Source organism: Pseudomonas sp. D1-36 (assembly GCF_051132205.1).
Taxonomy (GTDB): Bacteria; Pseudomonadota; Gammaproteobacteria; order Pseudomonadales; family Pseudomonadaceae; genus Aquipseudomonas.
The window spans coordinates 3569215-3591837 of sequence record NZ_CP071674.1; the positions used below are offsets into that span (position 1 = coordinate 3569215).

Here is a 22623-nt window from a genome sequence, read left to right on the forward strand (position 1 = left end):
TCCCTTTAGCGCCGTTCCCCTGTGGCGAGGGAGCAAGCCCCTCGCCACGAGCCTCCCGGTCAGTCCCGGCCGCGCAACATGCTGTGCAACACCTCGTCCCGGCGCACCCAGCCGTGAAACAACGCCGCCGCCAGATGCACCAGCACCGTCAGGAATAACAAATAGGCCAGGTAACCATGAGCCTTGCGCAGCCATGCGAAGGTCTGGGCATCCGCGGGTAGGATGGAAGGCAACCGAAGCGACTCGCTGAGCATCACCGGGTCCCCCGCCGCCGATATCATCCCCCAGCCCAACAGTGGCAACGCCAGCATCAAGGCATACAACAAGACATGCGAAGCCTTGGCCGACAAGGCCTGCCAGCTCGGCAGGTCGGCCGGCAACGGCGGTATCTGCGTGGTGAAGCGCACCACCAGGCGGACAATCACCAACAACAAAATAGCGATACCCAGGGGTTTGTGCAGTTGAAGCAGCCACTCATGGCGCTCGGACACGGAGGCGACCATGCCCGCGCCGATAAACAACATGGCGATGATCATCAAGGCCATCATCCAGTGCAGCAGCCGAGCCAGCGGCGCGAAATGTCGGGGGGCGTTCATGGACGAGACTCCTGGGTGGCGGGCAACTGGCTGACTTCGCTGGTACGGCGCAGGTACGAACTGGCATAGGCCGCCGAACGAGCGGCCAACAGCGGATCATCAGAACCTTCGATCCCACTGGGCAGGATCAGCGGGTCATAGTTGATATCGCGGCAATCTCCGTTGTCCTGCGCCTGGGCGCGCTCCAGCACCAGGGTGCCGGCGTTGAGCACCTTGCGATCGGCGGGCCAGGCCTTGCTGGCGTCGTTGACCGGATCGCCCGGGTTGGCCAAGGTGATGTTCAACTGCCAGCGCAGTGGTCCGCCAGCCAGGCGTTTGGTCAGGTCCTGTTCCAGGAAGTCGGCGCCTTGGGGTGGGCTCGCATCCACCGCGTCCTTGCTTATCGGCACCACCCCCCAACGCACGGCCTGGCGTTGTCCGGCAGGGCCCACCAGGTAGAACGCATTGATGCCGTTGTAGGTTTCAGTGGCATAGCTGGCCGATGGCTTGGCCGTCTTGATCCATTGCAGGAACGGCACTGCCTCGGGATGCGCTGCAAAAAACGCCGGCACGGCGCCAGGGTTTGGTTTGCCCGTGGCCGGGTCCGGCGACTGGGCCTGTTGCAGTTCAAAGAAAGCCTGCGGTGTACCCACCGGGAACACCGGCATACTGTTCATACCGGTGCGCCATTGCTGGCCGTCGGCCTGGGTAAAACGCAGCGCCAGGCTTCGGATCGGCACACTGCCATCCGGTGCGTAGGGGTTGCCGCTGGGCAGCGCAAAACGACCGACCACAGGCGTGCGTGGCTCATTGAATACCTGGGCGCTGGAGTAGGCGCGGGCTTCGCCACTGCTTTCAAAATAACCGGCAACGCAGACACCCTTGGAGTGATTGCGCCGGAAACCCGCATGGACCCCGTTGTTCGTTTCCAGCACATTGACCAAGGCCTTGGGCGTCAGGCGTTGTGGGTCGAGTGTGCCATTGACGTAGGCAAACGCCCCGGCCAGCGCAGCAACGACCACGGCAATGGCCGTCAGGCGCAATGTCAGGCTGGCGGCGCTCAACGGCGGCCGACGTTCAGAAGAAGGGTCAACCATTTGGAGACTCCAAGGCACAAGGCCGTTAGTGGAAAGGACCCGTCAGACGAAAGCCCAACGTGTTTATTCCCACGCTTCATATTTATTTTTCGTTCACTGGAATAATCTTGTGCCTGGATCGTCTTTCTTTCCAACGCAGTGATTGCCCACGAAGCCACGCATCCTCATGAACGAACTCGACGACCAGTTGCGCCTGCTCATTCCACGGCTGAGACGTTTTGCCGTGTCGCTGACACGCAACCCCAGCAACGCCGACGACCTGGTCCAGGCGTGCCTGGAAAGGGCCCTGTCGAAATGGAACGACAAGCGCCCGGACGGTGATTTGCGGGCCTGGCTGTTCTCCATCCTTTACCGGCAGTTCCTCGATGCCCATCGTCGTTCCCGACGGTACGCACGCATGCTGGAATTCTTCACCGGGCGCGACGATGCACACCCGTCCGCCGAGCGCAGCGTCATCGCCCAATCGTCGCTCCAGGCTTTTGACCAGTTGCCCACCGAACAGCGCGCGTTATTGTTGTGGGTGTCAGTAGAAGGCTTGAGTTACCAGCAAGTCGCCGACATCCTGGGCGTGCCGACCGGCACCGTGATGTCGCGCCTGTCACGGGCCCGCCAGGCCTTGCGCCAACTCAGCGACGGCGAAATCGCCCGCCCTGCCCTGCGAATACTCAAATGATCACCCTGCCCCCCAGCGACAAAGACCTGCACGCCTACGTCGATCATCAACTGAGCGAAGCCGACCGACGACAGGTTGAAACCTACCTGGCCAGCCACCCCGCCGTCGCCAAACGCGTACGGGCCTGGCAACAGGACGCGCAGCATCTGCGCGCAACCCTGAGCGCAACCTTGCAACTCCCACCCAATCCCAGCCTCGACCCGACTGTCATCCGTCAACACATGAAACACCGTACTCGCCGCCTTCTCGCCAGCGCAGCGGTCTTGACGCTGGCCGTCGGTATCGGTGGGGTGGGCGGCTGGCAGGCCCGACAGATAACCCTGCTCAGCGCAGCAGCGCCCATGGCTGACGCATTGCAGGCGTACCGGTTGATTGCCCAGCAGGGCGTGCTCCCGGCCGATTACCAGACTGGCGACGAGCACAGCATGCAAGGCTGGCTCGACCGTTACTTCAGCCAAGCCGACCGCTTGCCGGATCTCTCGGCGGCGGGCTTCACGCCGGTCAGCGGGCGATTGCTCAGCACTGACCAAGGCGCGGCGGCGATGGTGGTTTACCAGGATTCGAGCGGCCTGAAGATCAGCTTCTATATCCGCCCACCAGGTCCGAAAAATTTCCTGCTGCCCCGTGGCAGCCGGCGCGATGGCGAACTGCAGGCCGAGTATTGGTCCGGGCCTGGGTACAATTATGCGATGGTCATCCCGAGCGATACGCCGACGGCGCAGAAGCTCAAGCAGACCTTGAATTTCTGACCACCACCTTCCCCTGTGGGAGCGAGCCTGCTCGCGAAATCGGTCGCACAGTTAGAAATGATGTCGACTGAGATACCGCCTTCGCGAGCAGGCTCGCTCCCACAGAGGTCTTGTGACAGGCCAAAAATCGGTATTCATCCCTGCCTGAACACCTGCGAAGGCCTGCGCAGCAGCGGATCGAACGGGTTGATTCGCGGGCCGATCATCGCGGCTTCGCGCTTGAGCATTTCCACCACCGTTGGCAGCCTATCCGGCCCGAGCCGGTCGCTGATGGTTGCCACGCTCAAGGCCGCCACGGCCCGTCCCTCACGATCGAGAATCGGCACCGCCACGCCGGCCATGCCCTGCAAGACCCCGGTGTTGCGCCCGGCATAACCCAGCGTGCGGACGTTCTCCACTTCCGTGCGCAGGAAAACCTCATCGTACAAATGAAAATCCTTGAGCCGTGGCAGGTTGTAATGGATCACCGTGTCGCGCTCTTCCTCCGGGAGGAACGCCAGGATCGCCAGGCTGCCCTGTCCCACGCCCAAGGCCACGCGGCCACCGATGTCGCCGGTGAATGTGCGGATCGGAAACGGCCCTTCGCTGCGGTCCAGGCAGATCGCATCGAAGCCACAGCGTGCCAGCAGAAATAGCGAATCCCCCAACGACGCCGACAACCGCAACATCGCGGGCCTGGCCAGTTCCCGCAGGTTGCCGGTGTTACCTGCGCGGGCCGCCAGGGCAAAAAAGTCCAGGCTCAAGCGGTAGCGTTTGCTGCGCGCATCCTGCTCGACCATGCCTTCATCCATCAGGTTGCGCAGCAAGCGGTGCGTTGTGGGCTGGGACAGGCCAATGCGCTGGGCCAGTTGCGTGACTCGCTCGCCGCCCTCTGCGGTCTCGCCCAGGCTGCGCAAAACGGCAAACAACCGAGAAACCGAGCCAACCCCTACTTCAATCTTTTTGGTATTCCGCTCAATGGAATCAGACATCGGATTTTTTACTCAGTTATTTATTCACCGAAAGAAACGGAAAATAGTCATCGCTTCAGTGAAATAGTCCATTGAGCCCATCCTATTCTTCGTCCTACTCTGCGTCCATACAGGGGCGATTCGAACAACAGCGGCAGCCGACGTAAGTCGAGCGCCAACGCACCCCGCGACATCCTTTCGTATCTGCCCATACAAAAAAGCGCGCCTCGCGGCGACGCATAACAATCTCAGGTGGAGCGCAGTCATGGCTTTCGTGCAACTTCAAGACTTGAGCAAACGGTATGGCGACCTGGACGCCGTGGTCGCCACCAACCTCTGTGTGGAGAAAGGCGAATTCGTCTCTCTGCTAGGGCCGTCCGGTTGCGGCAAGACCACCACCCTGCAAATGATCGCCGGCTTCGTTGAGGCCAGCAGCGGCCGGATCCTGCTGGACGGGCGCGACATCACTCATGCCAAGCCCGCCAGCCGCGGCCTGGGCGTGGTGTTCCAGAGCTACGCGCTGTTTCCCCACATGACCGTCAAAGACAACGTCGCCTTCGGCTTGCGCATGCGCAAGGTGCCCAGCGCAGAATTGCAGTCCCGGGTCGATCGCGTACTCAAGCTGGTGCGCCTGGACCGGCATGCCGAGCGTTACCCGCGAGAACTCTCGGGCGGCCAGCGTCAGCGCGTGGCATTGGCCCGGGCGCTGGTGATCGAACCGCCGGTGCTGCTGCTCGACGAACCCTTGTCCAACCTCGACGCCAACCTGCGTGAGGAAATGCAGTTCGAAATCCGCCGCATCCAGCGCGAAGTCGGCATCACCACATTGATGGTCACGCACGACCAATCCGAGGCGCTTTCGATAAGCGATCGAGTGGTGGTCATGCAGGCCGGCCGCATCACCCAGATCGACGCGCCCTACACCCTTTACGAGCACCCGCGCACCGAGTTCATTTCCGGCTTCGTCGGCAAGGCCAATCTGCTGCCCGGCGAACGTGACAGCGCCGGCGTCGTGCAAGCCAGCAGCACCGGTAAAGGTGAGCTGACCCTGAGCCTGCGTCCCGAAAAGATCGACCTGTGCGCCCCCGGCTCGGGACGACTGCAAGGCACCGTCACCCAGCGTTTTTTCCTCGGTAGCCAATGGCTGTATGGCGTCTGCACCCCTCTGGGCGAACTCAGCGTGGTACGGCGCAACGACGGCTCGGCGCCCCTGGCCGAAGGCACCGCGGTGGGTCTGGACTGGGATCCGGCGCTGCTGCGTGTGTTGAGCGTGGATGAGGTGTTGGCATGAAGCTGATCGATGCCATGAAGCGCGGCCGCCAAGGCTATTGGATGTCAGCCCCGGCCCTGGCCTTGTACCTGGGCCTGCTGGTGATTCCCCTTGGTCTGACGCTCGTGCTGTCGTTCAATGTTTTCGACTACGGCTCGGGTATCGACAGCGACGCCTACACCTTCGGGCACTACACCAGCCTTCTGGGCGACCCGTACTTCTACGAAATCTTCCTGCGCACGTTCTGGATCAGCGCCCTGACCACGTTGCTGTGCGTGGTGATCGGCGTACCCGAGGCGTACATCCTCAGCCGCATGGGCGCGCCGTGGCGTTCGATCTTTCTGATCCTGATCCTTACGCCGCTACTGATTTCGGTGGTGGTGCGAGCGTTCGGCTGGAGCCTGCTGCTCGGCGCCGATGGCCTGATCAACCAGACGCTGCAAGCCCTCGGCGGTTCACCCATGAAGCTGCTCTACACACCGTTCGCGGTGGTCGTCGCCCTGGTGCACGTGATGCTGCCGTTCATGATCATTCCGGTATGGACCTCGCTGCAAAAACTTGATCCCGCCGCCGAACAGGCCGCCCTATCCCTGGGCGCGAGCCAATTCACGGTGATCCGCAAGGTGGTGCTGCCACAGATCATGCCGGGCGTGTTGTCCGGCACGCTGATCGTGTTCGGCCTCGCCGCCAGTTCGTTCGCCATCCCCGGCCTGCTCGGCGGGCGCCGCCTGAAAATGGTCGCCACGCTGATCTACGACCAATACCTGTCGGAACTGAACTGGCCGATGGGCGCGGCCATTGCCGTCGCGCTGTTGTTGCTCAATCTTCTGATCATGCTGTCGTGGAACCGCATGATCGAAGGCCGCTACAAGAAATCACTGGGGTAATTCTTCATGTCCAGGAACGGTCCTTTCGCCCTGTTGTTTCATGCCTTGGTAGTGGTGTTCATGCTGGCGCCGCTGGTGGTGGTCTGCCTGGTCGCCTTCACGCCGGAAAACACCCTGAGCTTGCCCACCACGGAATTTTCCCTGCGCTGGTTTCGTGCCGTGTTCGAGCGCGCGGATTTTGTCGATGCGTTCTACAACAGCCTCATCCTGGCGTTCAGCGCGGCCTCGCTGGCGACACTGATCGCGGTGCCGGCGGCCTTGGCGATCACCCGGTTGGAGTTTCCTGGCAGGGATTTTTTCAACGGCCTGTTCCTGTCGCCGATCATCATTCCGCACTTGGTGCTGGGCGTCGCGTTGCTGCGCCTGTTTGCACTGATGGGCGTGAACGGCAACTTCAGCTGGCTGATCTTCGCCCATGTGCTGGTGATCACGCCATATGTGCTGCGCCTGGTATTGGCCTCGGCCATCGGCCTGGATCGCAGCGCCGAGCAAGCCGCGCAGTCATTGGGCGCCGGTCGTTTCACCCTGTTCCGCCAGATCACCTTGCCGATGATTTTGCCCGGCGTCGCCGGAGGCTGGTTGCTGGCGTTCATCAACAGTTTCGATGAAGTCACGCTGTCGATTTTCGTCACCTCGCCGGCCACGCAAACCTTGCCGGTGCGCATGTACGTCTACGCCACTGAATCCATCGATCCGATGATGGCGGCGGTGTCGGCGCTGGTGATCGCGCTGACGGCGCTGACCATGATTCTGCTCGACCGGGTGTATGGCCTGGATCGAGTCCTGGTAGGCAAACAATGAGGGCACCATGGCTCTGCTGAAACGACTGGCCGAAAACGACCGCCCGGCCCTGGATTTCCTGCTCGACGGCGAACCCGCCAGCGGCTTGCTCGGCGATACCGTGCTAACCGCGGTACTGACCTGCGGCGAACACCTGCGCGGCAGCGATTTCAGCGCCGAGCCCCGTGCCGGCTTCTGCCTGATGGGCGCCTGCCAGGATTGCTGGGTGAGACTGGGCGACGGCCGCCGCGTGCGCGCCTGTTCGACGATGCTCGAAGCTGGCCAGCAGATCAATCGCGAACCGGGGCGGCAGGTATGAACGGCTTTGACAGGTATGGCCCCATCGCGAGCAAGCTCGCTCCCACAGGTGACCTGCGGCGTACGCACAATCGGCATCCACGACAGATCCCATGTGGGAGCGAGCTTGCTCGCGAAGGCGGCCTCGACAGCAGCGAAAATCCGCTGCCGGTGGGGTTGCCATGAAACCCATCGTCATCATCGGCGCCGGCCCCGCCGGTATCCGCGCCGCGCAAACCTTGGTCGCCCATGGCATCTACCCGATCCTGCTGGACGAAGCCGCCCGCGGTGGCGGGCAGATCTACCGACGCCAGCCCGTCAATTTCAGCCGGTCTGCGCGCAAGCTTTATGGTTTCGAAGCAACAAAGGCCAACGCCATCCACCAGACCCTCGATACGTTGCGCGAGCAGCTCGACTACCGCCCCGACACGCTGGTCTGGAACGCTGAAGCCGGTCAGTTGGATACGTTGCATGAGGGCCGCGCCGATCGCCTGGATTACGCCAACCTGATCGTCGCAACGGGGGCCACCGACAGGATTCTGCCGGTGCCCGGCTGGACTCTGCCGGGCGTCTACAGCCTGGGCGCGGCGCAGATCGCCCTTAAATTCCAAGGCTGCGCCATTGGTGAACGGGTGGTATTCGCGGGCAGCGGGCCATTGCTGTATCTGGTGGCGTACCAATACGCCAAGGCCGGCGCGAACGTCGCCGCGGTACTCGACAGTTCGCCCTTGAGCGCGCAGACCCGCGCTCTGCCCGGCCTGCTCGCACAACCGGCCACGCTCGCCAAGGGCCTCTATTACCGCGCCTGGCTGACGACACATGGTATCCCGGTGCATCAAGGCGCCACCCTTGCGCACATCAACGGGAAACGCCGGGTACAGTCGTTGAAGTGGCGAAACAAAAAGGGCGAGCACACGCTCGATTGTGATGCGGTCGCCTTCGCCCACGGCTTGCGCAGTGAAACCCAACTGGCCGATCTGCTGGGCTGCGAGTTTGCCTGGAACCCGCTCAATCGCGCCTGGCTACCGCAACGCGACAGCGCCGGTCGCAGCAGTTCGGCCGGGGTCTACCTGGCCGGTGACGGCGCTGGGATCATGGGCGCCGACGCCGCCGAAATGGCCGGCGAGCGCGCCGCCCTGGCACTGCTCGAAGACCTCGGCTACCGAGTCGACCCGCAACGTTGCGCCCAGTTGGAACAGTCTCTCGAACGCATCGGTAATTTCCGCCAAGGCCTGGAGCAGGCCTTTGCCTTCCCTGATGAGTGGGCGAGCCTCGCTCAAGACAACTTGATGATTTGCCGCTGCGAAGAAGTCAGCGTCGGCGATATCCGCCAGGTCGTGGGCGAAGGTCACTGGGAAATCAACCGGGTCAAGGCCCACTGCCGGGTCGGCATGGGCCGTTGCCAGGGGCGGATGTGCGGTGCCGCCGCCGCGGAAATCATCGCTTGCGCAAGTGGCCGCGACATCCGGGACATCGGGCGCCTGCGGGCACAGGCCCCAGTCAAGCCCGTGCCGTTTGGCCTGGAGGTCGAGCCATGATCGAGGTCGATGCAGTAATCATTGGTGGCGGCATCGTCGGCGCCTCGGCCGCACTGTTTTTGAGTAAGGCCGGACGCCGCGTGGCGCTGTTGGAACGAGACTTCTGCGGCTCGCATTCCAGCGGCGTGAACTACGGCGGCGTGCGGCGCCAGGGCCGGCCCTTGTCTCAGTTGCCGCTGTCGCAACGTGCCCATGAAATCTGGGGTCAATTGCCGCAGTTGATTGGCATCGACGGCGAGTATCAGCGCAGCGGCCATCTGAAGTTGGCACGCAGCCTCGATGACCTGCGTTCATTGCAGAACTACGCCGCCAGCAGTCAGGGCTTTGGCCTCGATTTGCAACTGCTGGATCGCGACGAATTACGCAGACGGTTTCCCTGGGTCGGCATCGTCGCGGTCGGCGCCTCGCTGTGCCCGGACGATGGTCACGCCAACCCGCGGCTGGTCTCGCCGGCATTTGCCCAGGCGGCCCGCAGGCATGGCGCACAGATTCACGAACAATGCCCGGTCAGCCACGTCACTCACGACGGCCAACGCTTTGCCGTGCACACCGAAACCGGCCTCGAATGTCGCGCGCCGTGGCTACTGAATTGCGCTGGCGCCTGGGCGAGCCGCTTCGCCGCGCAGTTCGGCGAAGCAGTGCCGATGTACGCCGGGCACCCAGCGATGCTGGTGACCGAGCCGCTGCCCGTGGTGATGGACGCCAGCACGGGCTTCGAAGGCGGCGGCATTTATGCGCGCCAGGTCGCCCGGGGCAATTGCGTGCTGGGAGGGGGCCAGGGCTTCGCACTGGACGACGCCCGCGCCAGGCCCGGCCAGCACGCGGTCATCGAGATCCTGCGCCAGGCCGTCGAACTCTACCCTTTTCTGGAGGGCGCCCAGGCGATCCGCACCTGGAGCGGCACCGAAGGCTACCTGCCCGATCGCCAACCGGTAATCGGCCCCAGCAGCACCCAACCCGGTCTCTTGCATGCGTTCGGCTTCGCCGGCGCGGGCTTCCAGATCGGCCCGGCGGTGGGCCAGGCGCTCACCGAAATCATCTGCAGCGGGGCTTCGTCCACGCCGCTGGATGCGTTTTCCATCACCCGGTTCCACTCCATCTCCGTTGCTTGATAGAGGAAGGTCGCGCTAATGAATAACGTCAAACGCAGTGCACTGTTCGGCTTCTGCTCGCTGGGTTCCGCTTGCCTGGGCGCCCTGCTCCCCGTCACCCAGGCGTTGGCCGAGCCGACGCTTTACCTGGGCATGAACGGCGGCACCATGGAGCGGCTTTATGCCGACAAGGTCTTGCCGGCCTTCGAGAAGGCCAACAATGTCAAGGTGGTGATCGTGCCGGGCACTTCGGCCGACATCCTGGCCAAGGTCCAGGCCAGCAAGGGCAACCCGCAGATGCACGTGATGTTCCTGGACGATGGCATCATGTACCGCGCCATCGCCATGGGGCTGTGCGACAAGCTGCAGGACAGCGCCCCCCTGGCACAGATTCCGGCCAAGGGCCGCATCAAGGACCAGGCCGTCGCCGTCAGCCTCGGCGTCACCGGACTGGCCTACAACACGCGGCTGTTCAAGGAAAAAGGCTGGAACACGCCGACGTCCTGGATGGATCTGGCGGACCCTCGATTCAAGGACAAGGTGGTGTTTCAATCGATGGCCTCCTCAACCTTCGGCCTGCACGGTTTTCTGATGTTCAACCGGATCCAGGGCGGCAGCGAAACTGACGTCGAGCCAGGCTTCAAGGCGTGGCCGAACACCGTCGGGCGCAACGTGCTGGAGTACATTCCAAGCTCGGCGAAAATCTCCGAGATGTTGCAGACGGACGAAGCGGCGCTGTTCCCGTTGACGCCGACCCAGGTCACCGCGTTAAAACTCAAGGGCATGCCGGTCGAGTATGCACAACCGAAGGAAGGCGCAGTGGTGCTGAACGTCGCCGAATGTGCCGTCGCCCAGAACAGCGAACCCGAACTCGCGCAAAAACTCGCTGCCTTCCTGCTGACGCCCGAAGCCCAGGCCATCGCCCTTGAAGAAGGCGACCAGATCCCGTCCAACCCCAACACGCCGACCACCGACAAGACGCGAGGCCAAGTGGACGCGATGAAGCAGTACCTGGAAACCGCGATCGCGGTGGATTGGGATCAGGTCAATGAACAACGTCCGGCGTGGAATGCGCGGTGGAACCGCAGCATCGAGCGCTAGAAGCACTGGCGCAACCTTTTTGTTTATCATGCGGGCCTGCGCGGGTTTCACCATTGCGCTCGGCCCCTTGATAGCAGCGACTTCCCCTATGCAGACCCTCACCCAACTCCAAACCGGCCAGCTATCGGGCATTGCCCGACTGAAGCTGTCGTGCGGCCTGACGGAGTTTCCTCAGGAAATTTACGACCTGGCGGACTCGCTCGAAATCCTCGACCTGAGCGGCAATCAACTCGAAACGCTGCCAGCGGATCTCCATCGGCTTACTCGCTTGCGGATACTGTTCTGTTCGGACAACCGCTTCACCGAACTGCCTGAATGCCTGGGCCTTTGCAGCGCATTGACCATGGTCGGCTTCAAGGCCAACCGCATCGAGCGCGTCACGGGCGCAGCCTTGCCGCCGCTGCTGCGCTGGTTGATCTTGACCGACAATTGCGTCAGCCAGCTGCCGGATGAGCTGGGCCGGCGTCCCCATCTGCAGAAATTGATGCTGGCCGGTAATCGCCTGCGGCAATTGCCGCCGAGCCTGGCCCGGTGTCATCGCCTCGAATTGCTGCGTGTTTGCGCCAATCAACTGACCGAACTGCCCTCCTGGCTGCTGGAAATGCCGAGCCTCAGTTGGCTGGCCTACGCCGGCAATCCATTGCAAGCGCAAGGCGATACCCAGGCGCTGCATGCCGCCACGCCGATCGATTGGTCGCAGTTGAGCTTGCAGCGTTCATTGGGCGAAGGGGCTTCGGGCGTGATCCACCATGCACTTTGGCAACCGCCCGGCAAGGCCAGGCGCGACGTCGCGGTCAAGCTCTACAAAGGCCAGATGACCAGCGATGGCTCGCCATTGCATGAAATGCACGCGTGCATCACCGCCGGCAAGCATCCGAACCTGATCGAGGTACTGGGTCAGGTCAACGGCCACCCAGAGCAACAGGCCGGGCTGGTGATGGCCCTGATCGGGCCCGATTACCGCAACCTGGCCGGGCTGCCGAGCCTGGAATCCTGTACCCGCGACGTGTATGCCGATGAACTGCGCCTGAGCGCCGATGTGGCCTTGCGCATCGCCCGGGGTATTGCCGGCGTGGCGTGCCACTTGCACCGACAAGGCCTTACCCATGGAGACCTGTACGGCCACAACATCCTCTTCAATGACCAAGGCGATTGCCTGCTGGGAGATTTTGGCGCGGCGTCTTTCCACGCCACGGTCGAAAAAGACAGGCAAACACGGGCGTTGCAGCGCATCGAGGTGCGGGCCTTCGGGATTCTGTTGGGGGAATTGCTGGCGCGGATCGAACCGGCGCTCGGTAACGAGGATCTTTCACGACTGAAAGACCTCGAGGGGCGGTGCTGCCAGCCGGATGTACTGGCGCGGCCGGGGTTTGACGAGATTGAAGAATTGCTGCGAGTGGTGAAGGAGCTCGCTCCCTCACCACAGTGACTTTGGCTTAGCCCGCCAGACCGACAAACATATCCTGCACGTCGTCGTGGTTGTCGAGGCCTTCGAGGAACGCCTCGACTTCCGCCATTTGCTCATCGGTCAGGCCGCTGACCGGGTTTTTTGGCTGATAGCCCAATTTGGCGGACAACACCGTGAAGCCTTGCTCCGGCAACGCCTTTTGCACGGCGTCCAGGTCGCCAGGCTCGGTGATGAACAGCGTCGCACCGTCCTCGCCCGGTTCGAAATCCTGGGCCCCGGCCTCGATGGCGGCCATTTCCGGATCAGCGTCGGGGCTGTCCGGGGCGGCTTCGATCATGCCCACGTGGTTGAAATCCCAGGCCACCGAACCCGAGGCACCCAGTTGGCCCTTGCGGAACGCAACGCGAATCTCCGCGACGGTACGGTTGATGTTGTCGGTCACGCACTCAACGATCAGCGGCACCTGATGGGGTGCGAACCCTTCGTAGGTGACACGATGGTATTGCACGGTTTCGCCGAGCTGGCCGGAGCCCTTCTTGATCGCGCGCTCCAGGGTCTCGCGGGGCATCGAAGCTTTTTTTGCCTGCTCGACCACCAGCCGCAGGTGCGCGTTGGTGGCGACATCAGCACCGTTGCGCGCGGCAATGGTGATTTCCTTCACCAATTTGCCGAAGATCTTGCCCTTGGCGTTGGCAGCCGCTTCTTTGTGTTTAACCTTCCACTGTGCGCCCATTACTCACTCTCTTGTCTGACGCGCCGAGACACCTGGCCGGCGCTGTGGCGCAAGTTTATACGGCCTAAACCGGCTGATCGACCAAAAAATCGCTGCCTCCAATCGACATTTTCACAACGTGTTGTAGGGGGTTTCCGAAATAGCGATTCGGGCACAGCGCTGCGCGCCGGGGTTTCGTACCCTTGCACTCTTATCCTTCAGCCAGCATGGGCCGCAATGCGCAACGATTCGGAACACCCTTTCAGCCTGACGATCCTTCAAAGCGATCTGCGCCTGCAAGTGCTGCGGCTCAATGGCCGTGAGGCCCTGAACCAGCCTTACCGCTTCGATCTTGACCTGATCGGCCTGGCGCCGCCGGTCAGCCCCGACAGTCTGCTGGGGCAGGCAGCTTTCCTACGCCTTGATGGCGAGTCGGGCGTACATGGGGTTGTGCATTATGTCAGCCTGACCGCCGACACCATGCGCCGCGTGGGCTATCGCTTGACGCTGGTCCCTCATCTGCAGCAATTGGAACAAGGGCCACGACGGCGGGTTTTTCATCGGCTCAACGTTGTCCAGATCCTGCAGTGCCTGCTGGAAGGTAACGCCGTGCCTTCCGACAGCTATCGTTTCGAGCTGCCGCACGGGCAGTATCCGACTCGCCCGTTCTGCATTCAATATGAAGAAAGCGACCTGGATCTGTTGCAGCGGTTATGCGAAGAGGAAGGCATTCACTATCACTTCGAACACGCGCCCCAGGGCCACGTCGCCGTATTCGCGGAAGACCCAAAGAGCTTCCCGGCACAGCCGGTCGAACTGGTCATGCGCCAGGATGCGGACAGACACCCGACTATCAGGCGGCTATACCAGCGCCATCATTCGATCATCGCCAGACCACCCGTGGGCCACAACGACCGAGGGGCGACACTCCCGCCTGGAAGCGCGGCCTCAGAAAAAATGCGTGAAGATCCGGCACAGGCTTACCGCTACCAGGCGGGTCGCCGCAGCCTTGAACGGTTGCGCTATCGGCATCGGGAAATCCATGGCCACGCCACAGAACCAGCCCTGCGCAGCGGTCACATCGCGCAGATCTGCAATCACCCGGTGTCGTCCTTCAATGATCAATGGCTGATCACCGAGGTCCAGCACCGAGGAAGGCAATTTTCCATACTAGAAGCGAACCCGCCGGCCACGCCGCAACCGCGGCATTATCGCAACCGGTTTTGCGCCATCCCTTGGTCCACGGTGTTCCGCCCGGCGCTCAAGCATCCCAAGCCATGTATCGCCGGTTACCACGTCGCCTACGTGTTCGGCCCGCCCGGCCAGCAAGCCAGGCCTAACGAGCAGGGTAAAGTCGAGGTCAGCCTCTGGAGCCCGGAGGAAGAACCGATCACGTTGCCCCTGTCTTGGCCGATGCCCGATGACCGTCCCCCATTGATTGCCGGCAGCGAAGTGCTGGTCAGCTTCATCGAGGGCGACCCAGACCGTCCAGTATTGTGTGCAGGATTGGTGGGCCCGGCCGTGGACAGCGATGGCCCTCCGTCTGCCCCCCCGCCTGAGCCAGGCGACAAAGATGTCGGGCTGCTGTTCAACTGGCTCTTGAACCCGCCGGACATCTCACCATGATCCTTTCCTAACCCAATTGCGGCTCGTCGATGCGCACTTTCCATTCAAAGTTTTCTTTCCGATAAAAAATGCCGCAACTCCATGGAGATTGCGGCAATAGTTCACGGTATTTCCAATCGAACGTTTCATACATTAACAACTGAACAATACAAATCTTCAGTTCTTTTTGTTCCCGTCCATGTCAAACCATTCGCCATCGGGAAATAGCACACTCCCATCCGGAAATTGAGTCTGTCCATCGGCAAATACTACACGCCCATCAAGGTATACCAACGTGCCGTCGCCATATTGAATAGTTCCATCGGGACGCGTGACCGATTCACCTTCGACATCCACCACACTGCCATCGGCCAGCGAGACTGTCCCATCGTTATTCGTGGTACTCCCGGGTGATTTTGCCAGGTTTAAGAACGCCAGGGGATCGATACCCACGTTCAAGGTGGGCCACGGAATGGATGCCCACGCCGGGGTGGGTTTAGTGGACGGACCGGGTGTCGTCGCTGGTGTCGGATTGGGTTTTGGCGTTGGTTTAGGTGTTGGCTTGGGCGCTGGTTTGGGTGCCGGCTTTGGGGTGGGCTTTGGTATTGGCTTGGGTGCGGGTTTGAGCGCCGGGCCAGGCTTGGCCGCCGGTTTTGAAACAAGGCCAGGCTTGGCCGTCGGCCTCGGGCGCGGCGGTTTCGCCATCTGCCGGTTAATGACAGCGTGTTGTGCGTTGTTGCCATTGAACGTATCCATGTTCTACCCCTCGTTTTATAAATACGGCCCGGCCGATCCAGGCTCGCTTATTTATAAATCCAAAAACATTGAGGCAACGATAGAGAACTTGAAAAGACCGTACAAACGAAAAAGATCATATAAATATGACCGGGCAAGTATTTCAGAATCTCGACCGCACAACAGCAGACCTGCAAACTTCAACCAGAACTGAACAACAATGTTGGAGATCGTAGGAAAGAGCGAGGATTGATTGCTATACATGATCTTATTGATGGCTCACTGAAACCCCCGACGCCCCTGCAAGCCACCCGTATGAACGAAGATCAACCGAGTACCCGGCTCAAAGGCGCCGGCCTCGACCTGAGCCTTTAGCAACATCAACGCCTTGCCGGTGTAGAGCGGTTCCAGCTCGATGGCCTGGGTGGTTTCTATGAACGTGGAGAGATCAGCATCAACCTGGCCGAAACCACCACGGCTGCCGTCGAGCAGCTCGTAGAGCGGGTCGGCAAGCCCTGCCGCCCTCACGATGTTTTCCACGTTCTGGCTGACGCCATGGCCTTGGGGCACCGCCAGGACGCCATGCACCTTGCGCTGGCCGGCTTCAGCCAGCACCAGGCCCGCCAGCGACGTTCCGGTGCCGCAGGCCAGCCACCAGCCGTGATAGTCCGCCCAGCCCAACGCCGCCAGTTGATCACGGGCACAGGCGACCCAGCTCATGCAACCTTGCGCGCCGGGCAGGCCTGCACCCCCTTCCGGCACCGCCCAGAGTTCAGGGTATTGCGACCGCCAGGGTGTCCAGAAACCTTCGTCATGACGCCTGCGGTATCCCTCGTAACCCAACCAGTGCAGCGTCATGCCGAACGCTTTCAAGTCGAGCACCGTGGGCGTATCCAGGGAATGACCGCGCAGCAGCCCGACCGTCGCGAACCCAAAGCGCCGGCCCGCTGCGGCCAGTGCGTGCAGATGGTTGGAATGAGCGCCGCCCAGGCTCATCACACCTGCAGCACCGCCCCGATGAGCTGCGCGCAGGTGGTGAAGCAACTTGAACCATTTGTTCCCGCTGATCAGCGGATCGATCCGATCCAGGCGCAGCACTGCCACCTCGACGCCGGACCGGGCGAGCCAGTCCAGATGAAGGGGTTCGAGGCGAGGTTGAGGGTGCCAGTCGAGAGCGGGAAGTAGCATGGCGGCGAGTCGGGTGGAAAACAGGCCGGCATATTAACAGCTGGTTGCAAACGTCCTGACATCGAAAAAACGGTGGGGGCGAGCTTGCTCGCGATAACGGTGCGTCAGCCAAACACTTCTGACACTGACTGACCGCCATCGCGAGCAGGCTCGCTCCCACAGAGGATTTGCGCCTTACAACTGCGCCGCCAGTCGCGAGCCTTGGTTGATCGCGCGCTTGGCATCCAACTCCGCCGCCACGTCGGCGCCGCCGATAAGGTGGACGGTCTGGCCGGCCGCTTCCAAGCCCTCCTGCAACTCACGCAGCGGATCCTGGCCGGCGCAGATAACCACGTTGTCCACCGCCAGCACTTGCGGCTCGCCCGTTTCGCCGATGCGAATGTGCAGGCCCTGATCGTCGATCTTCAGGTACTCGACGCTGTTGAGCATCTGCACCTGCTTGTTTTTCAAGCCTGTGCGATGAATCCAGCCGGTGGTCTTGCCCAGACCGTCGCCGACCTTGGACTTCTTGCGCTGCAACAGGAACACCTGCCGGGCCGGCGCATGAGGTTGCGCCTTGACCCCGGCCACGCCGCCGCGCGCCTCGAGGTGGGTATCGATCCCCCACTCCTTCCAGAACGCTTCGCGGTCCTGGCTGGTGGCAACCCCCTGGTGTACGAGGAATTCCGACACGTCAAAGCCGATCCCACCTGCACCGATCACCGCGACGCTACGCCCTACCGGCTTACGCTCGAGGATCACGTCCAGGTAACTCAGCACCTTGGGATGATCCACGCCCGGGATGGCCGGCACTCGCGGTGCGATGCCGGTCGCTAGGATAATTTCATCGAAACCGCCGGCCACCAACTGCGCGACGTCCACCCGGGTATCGAGGCACAGCTCGACGTGGCTCGTCTGCAACTTGCGCTTGAAATAACGCAATGTTTCGAAAAACTCTTCCTTGCCGGGCACACGCTTGGCGATGTTGAACTGCCCGCCGATTTCACTGGCCGAATCGAACAGCGTCACCTGATGGCCGCGCTCGGCCGCCACGGTGGCGGCGGACAACCCGGCAGGACCGGCGCCCACCACGGCGATTTTTTTCACCTGGGTCACTGGCAGGTAGTTGAGCTCGGTCTCATGGCACGCTCGCGGATTCACCAGGCAACTGGTGAGCTTGCCACCGAACGTATGGTCCAGGCAGGCCTGGTTGCAGCCGATACAGGTATTGATTTCATCCGCCCGGCCAGCGGCTGCCTTGTTGACGAACTCCGGGTCAGCGAGGAAAGGCCGAGCCATGGACACCATGTCGGCGTCGCCCTCGGCCAGGATCTGCTCAGCGACCTCAGGCGTATTGATGCGGTTGGTGGTGATCAACGGAATGCTCACCGAACCGCGCAGCTTGGCGGTGACTTTACTGAACGCTGCCCTTGGAACCTTGGTGGCGATGGTGGGAATACGCGCTTCATGCCAACCGATACCCGTGTTGATGATCGTCGCACCGGCCTGCTCGATGGCCTTGGCCAATTGGACGATCTCTTCCCAGGTGCTGCCCCCTTCCACCAGGTCGAGCATCGACAGACGGAAGATGATGATGAAATTCGGGCCGACCGCCTCGCGCACCCGACGCACGATATCCACCGGTAGGCGCATGCGGTTTTCGTAACTGCCCCCCCAACGGTCGGTACGGTGGTTGGTGTGGGCCGCCAGGAACTGGTTAATGAAATAGCCTTCCGATCCCATGATTTCGACACCGTCGTACTCGGCCTTCTGGGCCAGCAACGAACAAGTCACAAAATCGCTGATCTGTTTCTCGATGCCCTCTTCGTCCAGTTCCTTGGGCTTGAACGGGTTGATCGGCGCTTGGATCGCGGTCGGTGCCACCTGCTTGGGGCTATAGGCATAGCGTCCGGCATGGAGGATCTGCATGCAGATCTTGCCACCGGCTTCATGCACCGCCCGGGTGACGATCTGGTGCTTGAGGGCTTCCTCCTCGGTGGTCAGCTTGGCCGCACCGGAGTAAACGCCACCCTCATCGTTAGGACCGATTCCCCCGGTGACCATCAGGCCCACGCCGCCACGGGCGCGCTCGGCAAAATAGGCCGCCATGCGCTCGAAGCCACCGGGCTTTTCTTCAAGACCGGTGTGCATCGACCCCATCAGGGTACGGTTGCGCAGCGTGGTAAAGCCAAGGTCCAGCGGGGCCAGCAAATGCGGGTAATGAGGGGCGGTCATCGGTTACTCCACTACGGGCGATCACGGAAAATGCGGAAGCTCTATGGCCTCCGTCAGTCATGGGTAACAGCCTAAGAGTCGGGATGGGGACGCTCAATGACCGAAACTGACAAGTTGATGATCCAAATGCACAGGACAATCGGCTCGCCTAGACTTCCCACATCCTCCTCACACCGCGGTGCGCCCTTTCGCTAATCCTTTGTTTTACCGTACCCTGCCAGGTGTCCTGGTGAAAAATCACGAACCTGTAAGCGACCATTGACTGTCCCCATGCGCAAATTTCTGTACCTGCTGTTCTCACTGGCCTTGATGGCCGCCGTTATCACTTACGCACTGTGGACAGCGGACCGTCCAGTCGGCCATTACCTTTCAGACCTGCGCATCAACCTGGCGGTCGACCAGGGCACGCCCTCTGATCGCGGCAACTTGCTCGGCATCCAGCCCGAGCTTTTCCCCACCGACTACCAGAGCCCCCAGCGCCTGCGTCGCAAGCTGGCCGCCTATCTGCAAGCGGCGCGCGACCAAGGGTTTCTCAACGACAAAACCATCGTGGTCCTGCCCGAGCACATCGGCACTTGGCTGATGGTCAGCGGCGAAAAGGACGAGGTGTATCAAGCCAGTACATTGAAGCAAGCCATGCATTGGCTCGCCGCCAGCAATCCGCTGGCTTTTATTCGCGCCCTGGCAAGCGCCAAGGGCAGCAGCCGCCTGGACGATGCCTACCTGCGGATGAAAGCGGACACCATGGCCCGGGATTACCAGACGCTGTTTGGGGGCCTGGCCAAGGAATTCGGCGTGACCCTGGTGGCCGGCTCCATCGTGCTGCCCGAACCCAGTGTCAGCGAAGGCGAGCTGAAGATCAGTGGCGGCGCGCTGTACAACACCAGCCTGGTTTTCGGGCCCGATGGTCGTCCCATCGGCCAACCCCTGCGTCAACGTCATCCGATATTCGACCAACAAGACGTGCTCGGGGCAGAAGAAAGCCAGGCTACCCCGGTCATCGACACGCCGGCCGGTCGCCTCGGCGTACTGATCGGCAGTGACAGTTGGTATCCGCTCCATTATCGGCAACTCGACGAGCAGGACGTGCAATTGATTGCCGTACCCGCCTTTGTGGTTGGCCGCGATTCGTGGAATAAACCCTGGGCAGGCTACAAAGGCCTGTCCACGCCAAGCGAAGTGAGCCTCAAGCCCGGCGAGATAACCGAAGGCCAGGCATGGCGTCGCCTGACATTGACCAGCCAGTTGCCGGTCAGCCAGGCCCTGGGGGGCGTCAGCGTGTTTCTGCGCGGCCAGTTCTGGGACACCGGCAGTGCCGGCCAGAGTTTCATCAGCCATGGCGGCCAGCAGTTCCCCGATGGCGAAGCCCGTGGCGCTCGCCTGTTGAACCTCTGGTTGTGAGCATGAAGCCACAGCCGATGCGCCTGGGCGACTTGTCCGTGGGTTTCGTCCATAGCCTTGCCGACGCAATTGCCAGCCACGGGAGGGATCCGCTGCCGTTGCTCGAACAATACGGCCTTGATCCTGCACGCCTGGCCGAACCCAGGGCGCGGCTGTCGATTCCGCGCTACATGCGCCTGGGCCACGCCGCGATCCAATTGACAGAGGATCCGGCACTGGGCTTGCGCATGGGTCAGCTCAGCCGCTTGAGCCAGGCCGGGCTCGCCGGCGTGACTGCCGCCCAGGCGCCCACCGTACGGGAAGCTGCCCGCTGCATGATCCGCTTCGAGCCGCTGTACGGTTCCAATTATCGCGGACAATCAAGCTTCTACGAGGACGCCCGAGGCGCCTGGCTGCGGTTCTATTCCATCAGCCCCTATAACGCCTATAACCGCTTCGTCGTGGATTCGATCATTGCCGGCTGGCTCAAGCAGTTGTCCAGTGTGAGCGAAATCGGGCTGCAAGCCGAACGCATCGACATCGAATTCGAGGAGCCGGAGTATGGGCAGGCCTATCAGATACTTGGCGACTGCCCGATGCAGTTCGGCGCCGAACAGAACCAGCTGCGCCTGGGCCTGGATAGCCTCGCACAGCGCAATCCTCAACACTGTCCCAGCACCTGGCGGCACCTGGTCCAATTATGCGAACGGGAACTGGAGCAACTGACCCGCACGCGAACCTTGCGTGAACGTATCATCCAGCTGCTGGGTCCGCTGCTCAGTGGTGGGCGGGAGCCGGATCTAGAAGAAGTGGCGATGCGCCTGAAACTGCCGACCTGGACGTTGCGCCGCAAACTGGCGGAGGAAGGCACGCAGTTCAGGGCGATCCTCAACGAGACCCGTCGAGACCTGGCCATGACCTACATTCGCGACACGGAGCTGGCGTTCGGCGAGATCGCCTACTTGCTGGGGTTCGCCTCGGCGGAAGCCTTTCAACGTGCCTTCAAGCGCTGGAACAACCAAACGCCCGGAGACTTTCGTCGCAGCCGCAAGGGGACATGAACCCGATACCCAGCGCCCAGGCTCCGTCGTGTCTCGTCGCCTCTAACTGGCCTCTAGCTGCCTGCAGACATGCCCCTAAAGCTCAGTCGCATCCTCGGCTGGCTCCAGCGGGTCCAGCTCATAGGCCTGATATTCCAGCAGCTCTTCCTGATAATCATCCATTGCGCGTCCTTCCCAATCGTTGAACCGAAGCCTGATGGCTTGGAATCAGCATAAAGCTGCTTTGTGAATAAAACATGAAGCCACAGCCTCATGAATTAAACGTAGCACAGCATTGGGGATTTAAAGCCAAGACATGTAGCAAGGAATGACAACCCTTGCTACAGCTGCTCAGGAGGCCGGCAGGGGTTGGATTGGCTCGGTCGGTGCAGGCAAGGAGCTGGCCGGCGGCGGTGTGATGGTGTCCGACGAAGAAGGCGCGTAGGACTCCGGCTCGCTGGGTGCGATCGGCGCGGGCTCGACTGGCGGCGCGACCGGCTCCGATGCGGCGGGGGCCGGCTCGACCGGCATGATGGGTGCCGGGGCCGGCGCTGGTTCCGCTGCAGGCGCTTGCGAGGCCCCAGGGGCGGGTGCGGGAGCCGACGCGGGAGCCAAGGCTGCCGGTTCGGCCTTGGGTTCCGGAACGCCAAGCTCCGCTTTTGGCTTATCGGCATTCTCCACGGCTTTCTTGGCTTCCGGTGGCAGGAACACCTCCACCAGCGCGAAGAAGCGCTCATAGAACTTGGCCGCCGATACGGTTTCACTGGCGACCTTGACCATCGAATCATCCGAAGAACCGATCGGCATCGAGACCGATCCCAACACGCCCACGCCCAGGCTGGCGGAGTTGTTGATTTTCTTCAGGGCGTAGCGGTCCTGCAAGGCGTTGGCGAACATGGTGGCGCGATGGCCGGGACCGCCATCCTCGGCGCAGACCAGGTTGAAGCTGATCTCCATGTGGGTATCGCCAGTCTGCTGGAAACTCTTGTGGCCGCTGATCAGCTTCGGATCGCTGCTGGTGATGATGTAGCCCTGGCTGAGCAACGCCCGGCGCCCTGCTTCGCAGGTCGCCACATCAGTCACCGGATAGGTACGCGAGAACGTACCCGAATCATCAAAGTTCTCGTGCTCGTAGATGGCGGCCTTCTTGGAGGAGCAGCCGGCCGCGACAGCCAGCAGCAATGCCAGCCCAACGGTGCGCATGTGAAATGATTTGAACATTGAGCATCCTGGGTAAAACAATCCGGCGCGTATTGTGCAACAGAACGCGACCAGGCAGCTTGGGTAATCGTGTCTCAAAGGGGGTACAAGTCTACGGGGGCTTGCGGGCAGG

General features: G+C 61.9%; 22 protein-coding genes. 14 read left to right on the forward strand and 8 right to left on the reverse strand.

Features of this window, described 5'->3' with window-relative positions; all coding sequences use genetic code 11:
• Nucleotides 1–59 precede the first annotated feature (59 nt).
• Together J3P76_RS15815 and J3P76_RS15820 are read right to left on the reverse strand one after the other, a co-directional pair.
• Nucleotides 60–596, reverse strand: coding sequence for a cytochrome b (locus tag J3P76_RS15815; RefSeq protein ID WP_420764608.1), 537 nt, complete (start codon nt 594–596; stop codon nt 60–62).
• Nucleotides 593–1672, reverse strand: a complete 1080-nt coding sequence (locus tag J3P76_RS15820; protein WP_420764609.1) for a catalase family peroxidase — start codon at nt 1670–1672, stop codon at nt 593–595. Before J3P76_RS15820 ends, J3P76_RS15815 begins: the two co-directional genes overlap by 4 nt.
• A gap of 166 nt (nt 1673–1838) precedes the next feature.
• Here J3P76_RS15820 and J3P76_RS15825 point away from each other — a divergent pair, with 166 nt between their 5' ends.
• Together J3P76_RS15825 and J3P76_RS15830 are read left to right on the forward strand one after the other, a co-directional pair.
• Entirely contained in the window at nt 1839–2345 is a 507-nt protein-coding gene (locus J3P76_RS15825; protein ID WP_420764610.1) for a sigma-70 family RNA polymerase sigma factor, read from the forward strand.
• Nucleotides 2342–3094 carry an anti-sigma factor family protein gene (locus J3P76_RS15830; protein WP_434610680.1) on the forward strand — a complete coding sequence of 251 codons (753 nt, stop codon included), beginning with the start codon at nt 2342–2344 and terminating at the stop codon, nt 3092–3094. The genes J3P76_RS15825 and J3P76_RS15830 overlap by 4 nt, the downstream gene beginning before the upstream one ends.
• Nucleotides 3095–3228: 134 nt before the next feature.
• Here the strand turns inward: J3P76_RS15830 and J3P76_RS15835 are convergent, their stop codons facing one another.
• Nucleotides 3229–4065: an IclR family transcriptional regulator gene (locus J3P76_RS15835; RefSeq protein ID WP_434610677.1), complete on the reverse strand. Its 837-nt coding sequence runs from the start codon at nt 4063–4065 to the stop codon at nt 3229–3231.
• Nucleotides 4066–4309: 244 nt separating this feature from the next.
• On the opposite strand from J3P76_RS15835, the gene J3P76_RS15840 reads away from it, so the two are divergent.
• The 8 genes from J3P76_RS15840 (at nt 4310) to J3P76_RS15875 (ending at nt 12437) form a co-directional block, all read left to right on the forward strand.
• A complete protein-coding gene (locus J3P76_RS15840; protein ID WP_434610675.1) occupies nt 4310–5335 on the forward strand; it encodes an ABC transporter ATP-binding protein in 1026 nt (341 codons plus the stop codon).
• Nucleotides 5332–6201, forward strand: a complete 870-nt coding sequence (locus J3P76_RS15845; protein WP_434610672.1) for an ABC transporter permease — start codon at nt 5332–5334, stop codon at nt 6199–6201. Before J3P76_RS15840 ends, J3P76_RS15845 begins: the two co-directional genes overlap by 4 nt.
• Nucleotides 6202–6207: 6 nt before the next feature.
• Entirely contained in the window at nt 6208–7002 is a 795-nt protein-coding gene (locus J3P76_RS15850; protein ID WP_030140057.1) for an ABC transporter permease, read from the forward strand.
• Between the two features lie 7 nt (nt 7003–7009).
• Entirely contained in the window at nt 7010–7300 is a 291-nt protein-coding gene (locus J3P76_RS15855) for a (2Fe-2S)-binding protein (RefSeq protein ID WP_434700952.1), read from the forward strand.
• A gap of 160 nt (nt 7301–7460) precedes the next feature.
• Complete coding sequence (locus tag J3P76_RS15860; protein WP_434700953.1) at nt 7461–8816, forward strand: FAD-dependent oxidoreductase; 1356 nt, start codon at nt 7461–7463, stop codon at nt 8814–8816.
• Nucleotides 8813–9928: an NAD(P)/FAD-dependent oxidoreductase gene (locus J3P76_RS15865; protein ID WP_434700954.1), complete on the forward strand. Its 1116-nt coding sequence runs from the start codon at nt 8813–8815 to the stop codon at nt 9926–9928. The genes J3P76_RS15860 and J3P76_RS15865 overlap by 4 nt, the downstream gene beginning before the upstream one ends.
• A gap of 18 nt (nt 9929–9946) precedes the next feature.
• The gene (locus J3P76_RS15870) at nt 9947–11008 is read left to right on the forward strand and encodes an ABC transporter substrate-binding protein (RefSeq protein ID WP_434610664.1); all 1062 of its coding nucleotides are present in this window, start codon (nt 9947–9949) and stop codon (nt 11006–11008) included.
• 88 nt (nt 11009–11096) lie between these two features.
• On the forward strand, nt 11097–12437 hold the full coding sequence (locus J3P76_RS15875; protein WP_434675056.1) for a leucine-rich repeat-containing protein kinase family protein: 1341 nt from the start codon (nt 11097–11099) through the stop codon (nt 12435–12437).
• 7 nt (nt 12438–12444) lie between these two features.
• Here J3P76_RS15875 and J3P76_RS15880 read toward each other — a convergent pair whose 3' ends face one another.
• Entirely contained in the window at nt 12445–13149 is a 705-nt protein-coding gene (locus J3P76_RS15880) for a YebC/PmpR family DNA-binding transcriptional regulator (RefSeq protein ID WP_420764620.1), read from the reverse strand.
• A gap of 216 nt (nt 13150–13365) precedes the next feature.
• On the opposite strand from J3P76_RS15880, the gene J3P76_RS15885 reads away from it, so the two are divergent.
• Nucleotides 13366–14754: a type VI secretion system Vgr family protein gene (locus tag J3P76_RS15885; protein ID WP_434610659.1), complete on the forward strand. Its 1389-nt coding sequence runs from the start codon at nt 13366–13368 to the stop codon at nt 14752–14754.
• Nucleotides 14755–14910: 156 nt separating this feature from the next.
• On the opposite strand, the gene J3P76_RS15890 is transcribed toward J3P76_RS15885, so the two are convergent.
• Nucleotides 14911–15192, reverse strand: a complete 282-nt coding sequence (locus tag J3P76_RS15890) for a hypothetical protein (RefSeq protein ID WP_434610657.1) — start codon at nt 15190–15192, stop codon at nt 14911–14913.
• Nucleotides 15193–15205: 13 nt separating this feature from the next.
• Between J3P76_RS15890 and J3P76_RS15895 the strand changes: the two genes are divergently transcribed.
• Complete coding sequence (locus J3P76_RS15895; protein ID WP_420764623.1) at nt 15206–15682, forward strand: hypothetical protein; 477 nt, start codon at nt 15206–15208, stop codon at nt 15680–15682.
• Nucleotides 15683–15747: 65 nt separating this feature from the next.
• Here the strand turns inward: J3P76_RS15895 and J3P76_RS15900 are convergent, their stop codons facing one another.
• Complete coding sequence (locus tag J3P76_RS15900; RefSeq protein WP_434700955.1) at nt 15748–16656, reverse strand: 1-aminocyclopropane-1-carboxylate deaminase/D-cysteine desulfhydrase; 909 nt, start codon at nt 16654–16656, stop codon at nt 15748–15750.
• A gap of 174 nt (nt 16657–16830) precedes the next feature.
• Nucleotides 16831–18870: an FAD-dependent oxidoreductase gene (locus J3P76_RS15905; RefSeq protein ID WP_434700956.1), complete on the reverse strand. Its 2040-nt coding sequence runs from the start codon at nt 18868–18870 to the stop codon at nt 16831–16833.
• Between the two features lie 270 nt (nt 18871–19140).
• Between J3P76_RS15905 and J3P76_RS15910 the strand changes: the two genes are divergently transcribed.
• Nucleotides 19141–20271: a carbon-nitrogen hydrolase family protein gene (locus J3P76_RS15910; RefSeq protein WP_434700957.1), complete on the forward strand. Its 1131-nt coding sequence runs from the start codon at nt 19141–19143 to the stop codon at nt 20269–20271.
• A gap of 2 nt (nt 20272–20273) precedes the next feature.
• On the forward strand, nt 20274–21311 hold the full coding sequence (locus tag J3P76_RS15915; RefSeq protein ID WP_434700958.1) for an AraC family transcriptional regulator: 1038 nt from the start codon (nt 20274–20276) through the stop codon (nt 21309–21311).
• 330 nt (nt 21312–21641) lie between these two features.
• On the opposite strand, the gene J3P76_RS15920 is transcribed toward J3P76_RS15915, so the two are convergent.
• Nucleotides 21642–22511, reverse strand: coding sequence for a DUF2242 domain-containing protein (locus J3P76_RS15920; RefSeq protein ID WP_434700959.1), 870 nt, complete (start codon nt 22509–22511; stop codon nt 21642–21644).
• Nucleotides 22512–22623 lie beyond the last annotated feature (112 nt).

Excerpts from the sequence above, each read along its gene's own strand:
- J3P76_RS15825 (WP_420764610.1), top strand. The coding sequence starts at position 1,839 with ATGAACGAACTCGACGACCAGTTGCGCCTGCTCATTCCACGGCTGAGA.
- J3P76_RS15820 (WP_420764609.1), bottom strand. The coding sequence starts at position 1,672 with ATGGTTGACCCTTCTTCTGAACGTCGGCCGCCGTTGAGCGCCGCCAGC.
- J3P76_RS15845 (WP_434610672.1), top strand. The coding sequence starts at position 5,332 with ATGAAGCTGATCGATGCCATGAAGCGCGGCCGCCAAGGCTATTGGATG.
- J3P76_RS15900 (WP_434700955.1), bottom strand. The coding sequence starts at position 16,656 with ATGCTACTTCCCGCTCTCGACTGGCACCCTCAACCTCGCCTCGAACCC.
- J3P76_RS15885 (WP_434610659.1), top strand. The coding sequence starts at position 13,366 with ATGCGCAACGATTCGGAACACCCTTTCAGCCTGACGATCCTTCAAAGC.
- J3P76_RS15835 (WP_434610677.1), bottom strand. The coding sequence starts at position 4,065 with ATGTCTGATTCCATTGAGCGGAATACCAAAAAGATTGAAGTAGGGGTT.
- J3P76_RS15875 (WP_434675056.1), top strand. The coding sequence starts at position 11,097 with ATGCAGACCCTCACCCAACTCCAAACCGGCCAGCTATCGGGCATTGCC.
- J3P76_RS15870 (WP_434610664.1), top strand. The coding sequence starts at position 9,947 with ATGAATAACGTCAAACGCAGTGCACTGTTCGGCTTCTGCTCGCTGGGT.
- J3P76_RS15815 (WP_420764608.1), bottom strand. The coding sequence starts at position 596 with ATGAACGCCCCCCGACATTTCGCGCCGCTGGCTCGGCTGCTGCACTGG.
- J3P76_RS15910 (WP_434700957.1), top strand. The coding sequence starts at position 19,141 with ATGCGCAAATTTCTGTACCTGCTGTTCTCACTGGCCTTGATGGCCGCC.
- J3P76_RS15905 (WP_434700956.1), bottom strand. The coding sequence starts at position 18,870 with ATGACCGCCCCTCATTACCCGCATTTGCTGGCCCCGCTGGACCTTGGC.
- J3P76_RS15850 (WP_030140057.1), top strand. The coding sequence starts at position 6,208 with ATGTCCAGGAACGGTCCTTTCGCCCTGTTGTTTCATGCCTTGGTAGTG.
- J3P76_RS15880 (WP_420764620.1), bottom strand. The coding sequence starts at position 13,149 with ATGGGCGCACAGTGGAAGGTTAAACACAAAGAAGCGGCTGCCAACGCC.
- J3P76_RS15840 (WP_434610675.1), top strand. The coding sequence starts at position 4,310 with ATGGCTTTCGTGCAACTTCAAGACTTGAGCAAACGGTATGGCGACCTG.
- J3P76_RS15865 (WP_434700954.1), top strand. The coding sequence starts at position 8,813 with ATGATCGAGGTCGATGCAGTAATCATTGGTGGCGGCATCGTCGGCGCC.
- J3P76_RS15860 (WP_434700953.1), top strand. The coding sequence starts at position 7,461 with ATGAAACCCATCGTCATCATCGGCGCCGGCCCCGCCGGTATCCGCGCC.
- J3P76_RS15895 (WP_420764623.1), top strand. The coding sequence starts at position 15,206 with ATGGATGCCCACGCCGGGGTGGGTTTAGTGGACGGACCGGGTGTCGTC.
- J3P76_RS15855 (WP_434700952.1), top strand. The coding sequence starts at position 7,010 with ATGGCTCTGCTGAAACGACTGGCCGAAAACGACCGCCCGGCCCTGGAT.
- J3P76_RS15830 (WP_434610680.1), top strand. The coding sequence starts at position 2,342 with ATGATCACCCTGCCCCCCAGCGACAAAGACCTGCACGCCTACGTCGAT.
- J3P76_RS15915 (WP_434700958.1), top strand. The coding sequence starts at position 20,274 with ATGAAGCCACAGCCGATGCGCCTGGGCGACTTGTCCGTGGGTTTCGTC.
- J3P76_RS15920 (WP_434700959.1), bottom strand. The coding sequence starts at position 22,511 with ATGTTCAAATCATTTCACATGCGCACCGTTGGGCTGGCATTGCTGCTG.